The 4,958-nt window shown below is 67.9% G+C and carries 1 protein-coding gene and 3 pseudogenes; 3 read left to right on the plus strand and 1 reads right to left on the minus strand.

Annotated features, from left to right (window positions below):
- Positions 1–841 (minus strand): annotated as a pseudogene (locus tag GJ632_RS25630) (MATE family efflux transporter); the annotation flags it as partial.
- A 289-nt stretch (positions 842–1,130) separates the two neighbouring features.
- Here GJ632_RS25630 and GJ632_RS19345 point away from each other — a divergent pair.
- The 3 genes and pseudogenes from GJ632_RS19345 to GJ632_RS19350 form a co-directional block, all read left to right on the plus strand.
- Positions 1,131–3,267 (plus strand): annotated as a pseudogene (locus tag GJ632_RS19345) (DNA topoisomerase I); the annotation flags it as partial.
- 105 nt (positions 3,268–3,372) lie between these two features.
- Positions 3,373–3,795, plus strand: a pseudogene (locus tag GJ632_RS26090) (helix-hairpin-helix domain-containing protein); the annotation flags it as partial.
- A gap of 278 nt (positions 3,796–4,073) precedes the next feature.
- Positions 4,074–4,775 carry a phosphoglycerol geranylgeranyltransferase gene (locus GJ632_RS19350; RefSeq protein ID WP_191453791.1) on the plus strand — a complete coding sequence of 234 codons (702 nt, stop codon included), beginning with the start codon at positions 4,074–4,076 and terminating at the stop codon, positions 4,773–4,775.
- Positions 4,776–4,958 lie beyond the last annotated feature (183 nt).

Raw genomic sequence — 4,958 nt, forward strand, 5'->3', positions numbered from 1 at the left:
GGCGGCGGTGGCGACGGCGCCGAACCTGGCGACGAGGGCGGCGAGGGCGACGGCGGCGAAACTCCGCGCGAGACCGTCCAGCGTCGCCGGGTAGCCCACGTCGACGAGTTTCCGGAGGAGCGCGGGGTCCGGCCGCAAGTCGGCAGACGGAGGCGCGCCCCCCACCCGCCGTGCAGGAGGATGGCGAGGCCGGCGACGGCGGCGACGACGCGCGCGACGAGTGTCGCGACGGCGGCACCGCGCGTCCCCATCGCCTCGACGCCGAGGGGGCCCCAGCCGAGGATGAAGAGCGGGTCGAGAACGACGTTGAGGCCGGCGCTGACGACCACCAGCCACATCGCCGTCCGGGTGTCGCCCGCGCCGCGCAGGACGCGCGGAACGCGAAGAAGACGAACGTGAACGGCAGCGTCACGAACAGCACTTCGGCGTAGGCGAGCGCTTCGGTGTAGACGCGGCCCTCCGCGCCGATGAGGGCGAGCAACGGGTGTCTCCCGAGGTAGCCGACGATACCGAGGAGGACGCCGACGGCGACGGCGAGCAGGAGCGTCTGGCCGACGACTCGTTCCGCCGCCCTGTCGTCGCCCGCGCCGACGTGCTGGGAGACGAGAGCCACCGCGGCCGCGGTGACGCCCATCGCGACGGAGACGAACATCCACGCGGTGGGGAACATCAGCGAGACGGCGGCGACGGCCTCCGGGCCGACGCGACCGACCCAGAACATGTCCGCGAGATTGTAGAACGTCTGCAGGAGGTTGCCGGCGACGAGCGGCCACGACAGGGAGAGGAGTTTCGGCGTCACCGCTCCCTCGGTCACGTCGATTCGGCTCTCGCGGTCGGACACGGTACGTGCAACACCACGTGCCGCTACCTATGCGTTGGGGAACGGTCCCCCGTTGCCGGTTGCCCCGTCGTGGATGCGGCCCTCTCCCCGTCGTCGGCGCCCGCCACCCCGTCCGCGTCGTCTCTCCCGCACCGCATTCCGCACCGCGCCGCGACACATGCACCTCTCGCACGTCGCATCGCACACACGTTCGCCCGCACGCACGTTCGCTCGCACGCCCGCGCTGGCCGCCGATTTCCGCGGAATCGGCGCGAAAGGTTTAGGCCACGCCCTCGCATATCGCCGGCCAATGAGTAAGGGCCCCGAACTCATCATCACGGAGAAGGACAACGCCGCCCGGCGCATCGCCGACATCCTGAGCGGCGAGTCCGCCGAGTCCGACCGAGTCAACGGCGTCAACGTCTACAAGTGGGGTGGCAAGCGCTGCATCGGCCTGTCGGGCCACGTCGTCGGCGTCGACTTCCCCCCGGAGTACAACGACTGGCGCGACGTGGAACCGGTCGAACTCATCGACGCGCCCATCGACAAACACCCGACGCAGGAGAACATCGTCGCGGCCCTGCGCCGCCTGTCTCGACACGCCAGTCGCGTCGTCATCGCCACCGACTACGACCGCGAGGGCGAACTCATCGGCAAGGAGGCGTACGAACTCGTGCGCGAGGTGAACGAGGACGTGCCCGTCGACCGGGTGCGCTTCTCCTCCATCACCGACCGCGAGGTGACCGAGGCGTTCGAGAACCCCGACGAACTGGACTTCGACCTCGCGGCGGCGGGCGAGGCGCGGCAGATAGTGGACCTCGTCTGGGGCGCCGCCCTCACGCGCTTTCTCTCCCTGTCCGCCCGGCAACTCGGCGACGACTTCATCTCCGTCGGCCGGGTGCAGGGGCCGACGCTGAAACTCATCGTGGACCGCGAACGTGAGATAGACGCGTTCGACCCCGAGGACTACTGGGAACTGTTCGCCGACCTACAGAAAGACTCCACCGAGGAGCCCTCGGCTGACCCCCGAGCGGACGAGTCCGCTCGGGACGAGGAGTCGTTCGAGGCGCAGTACTTCTACCTCGACGAGGACGACAACGAGGCCGAACGCGTCTGGGACGGCGAGGCGGCCGAGGAGGCCTACGAGACCCTCCGGAACGTCGAGACGGCCACCGTCACGTCGGTCCGGCGTCGCACCCGGACGGACGACCCGCCCGCGCCGTTCAACACGACGCAGTTCATCCGCGCCGCGGGGTCGCTCGGCTACTCCGCCCAGCGAGCGATGAGCATCGCGGAGGACCTCTACACCGCGGGTTACATGACCTACCCGCGGACGGACAACACCGTCTACCCCCGAGGACCTCGACCCGCGGGAACTCCTCGACGAGTTCACCGCCAACCGGACGTTCGGCGAGGACGCGCAGACGCTCCTCGAACAGGAGGAGATAGAGCCGACCGCGGGCGACGAGGAGACGACCGACCACCCGCCGATCCATCCGACGGGCGAACTCCCCTCGCGCGCTGACCTCACCGAGGACGAGTGGGAGGTGTACGAACTCGTCGTCCGGCGCTTCTTCGCCACCGTCGCGGAGTCCGCGAAGTGGGAACACCTGCGCGTCGTCGCCGACGCGGGCGGCCTGTCGCTGAAGGCCAACGGCAAGCGTCTCGTGAAGGCCGGCTACCACGAGGTGTACCCGTACTTCAACTCCAGCGAGTCGTTCGTCCCCGACGTGGAGGAGGGCGAGGCACTCGCCGTCACCGACACGGAGATGGAGGCCAAGCAGACCCAACCGCCCCGTCGCTACGGCCAGTCGCGCCTCATCGAGACGATGGAGCAGATGGGTATCGGGACGAAGGCGACGCGGCACGACGTCATCCAGAAACTGTACGACCGCAACTACATCGAGAGCGACCCGCCGCGGCCGACCCGACTGGCCCGCGCCGTCGTCGAGGCGTCCGAGGAGTTCGCCGAACTCATCGTGTCCGAAGAGATGACCGCCCAGTTGGAGGCGGACATGCAGGCCATCGCGCGCGGCGAGGCCACCCTCGACGACGTGACCGAGGAGTCCCGCGAGATTCTCGAGGACGTGTTCGAGGGGCTGATGGAGTCCGGCGAGGAGGTCGGCAGACAACTCCAGAAGTCGCTGAAGGCGGACAAGACGGTCGGCACGTGTCCCGAGTCCGACCACGACCTGGTGATTCGGAAGAGCCGCCGCGGGTCGTACTTCATCGGCTGTGACGGCTACCCCGACTGCACGTACACGCTCCCCCTGCCCTCCACGGGCAAACCGCTCATCATGGACGAGGAGTGCGAGGAACACGGGCTGAGCCACATCAAGATGCTCGCCGGCCGGAAGACGTTCGTCCACGGCTGTCCCCTCTGCAAGGCCGAGGAGGCCGACGAGGAGGAGGACCTCGTCATCGGCGCGTGTCCGGAGTGCGGGGAAGGCGCGGCGTCGGAGACGCCGCGAGACGGAGACGTTCACGGAAGCGAAGCTTCCGTGAGCCAACCAGAAGCGAACGCTTCTGGTGACGGTGAAGCCGTCGAAGGCGAACACGGCGGCGAACTCGCCATCAAGCGCCTCCGGTCGGGGTCCCGACTGGTCGGCTGTACGCGCTATCCCGACTGCGACTACTCGCTGCCTCTCCCCCGTCGCGGCGACATCGAGGTGACCGACGAGGAGTGCGAGGAACACGACCTGCCGAAGATTCGCATCACCTACGGCGACAGCGACAGGGAACCGTGGGACCTGGGCTGTCCCATCTGCAACTACCGGGAGTACCAGGCCGAACAGGTCGACGGCTCCGAACTGGAGAGCGTGAAGGGCATCGGCGAGAAGACGGCCGAGAAACTGAAGGCCGCCGGCGTCGAGGACGTTCCCTCGCTGAAGGAGGCCGAACCCGACGCGCTGGCGGACCTGATGGACGGCGTGGGTCCCGACACGGTCCGGAAGTGGCAGTCGGCGGCGGATTAACTACGACCTTTTGCGCTGCGGGCCAGCAAGCTGGCCCTCGGCAAAAGCTCGGCCAAAAGCGCTCCTCCCTCGCTTCGTTCGCTTCGCTCACTCCGCTCGGTCGTCGGCCGAAAATCGCGCCGCGATTTTCGTACGAGACGGTGTCTCCGGGGCGAAAGAGGAGTTCGTCGCTCGGACGTATCCGCGATGCCGAGAACGACTGTTCGACCAACTTCACCATCTACAGAGAGACATCTCATCCGCGCCATTTTTATCGCTCCCCGGTGGTAGTACGCCCAATGACCGGGCCTTGGACCGACTGGAACCACGTCCTCAAAGTGGACCCAGACAAAGACCTCGTGGGAGACGAGACGTTCGAGGACGTCTGCCAGACCGGCACGGACGCCATCGAAATCGGCGGCACCCTCGACATCACCGCGGACAAGATGCAACGCGTCGTGGACGCCTGCGCGGAGTACGACGTCCCCCTGTATCAGGAGCCGTCGAACCCCGGCGTCGTCGTCGACGACGAGGCGCTTGACGGCTACCTCATCCCGACGGTGTTCAACGCCAAGGACGCCTTCTGGATCACGGGTGCCCACAAGGAGTGGGTCCGCATCGAGAACGGCATGGACTGGGAGCGGACGCACACCGAGGCGTACATCGTCCTCAACCCCGAGGCGTCCGTCGCCCAACTGACCGACGCCAACTGCGACCTCGCCGTGGACGACGTCGCCTCCTACGCCGCCGTCGCAGAGCGGATGTTCGGCCAAGAGATCGTGTACGTGGAGTACTCGGGCACGTTCGGCGACACCGAGAAGGTGCAGGCGGCACACGACGCGCTGGACGACTGCACGCTGTTCTACGGCGGCGGCATCCACGACTACGACTCCGCGTACGAGATGGGCCAGCACACGGACGTCGTCGTGGTCGGCGACCTCCTCCACGACGAGGGCGTCGACGCGGTGCGAGAGACCGTCGAGGCGCGCGCGACGCGATGAGGGAACGCGCCGAAGCGTAAGGTCGCGGCACGGCGTCGCAGCGACGTGAGCGCCGAGAGTGGTTCCGGACCGCTCTCGGTCTCTACGTCACTCCCTTCCCCTACACGTCTCTCCTCGCAGTCTCGCCGACTCGTCGACCGTCCGTCCGCGTCGTCCTCCGGCACCTCGTCGGGCGCGTCGGCG

This window comes from Halogeometricum sp. CBA1124, assembly GCF_009741955.1.
Lineage (GTDB): Archaea > Halobacteriota > Halobacteria > Halobacteriales > Haloferacaceae > Halogeometricum > Halogeometricum rufum.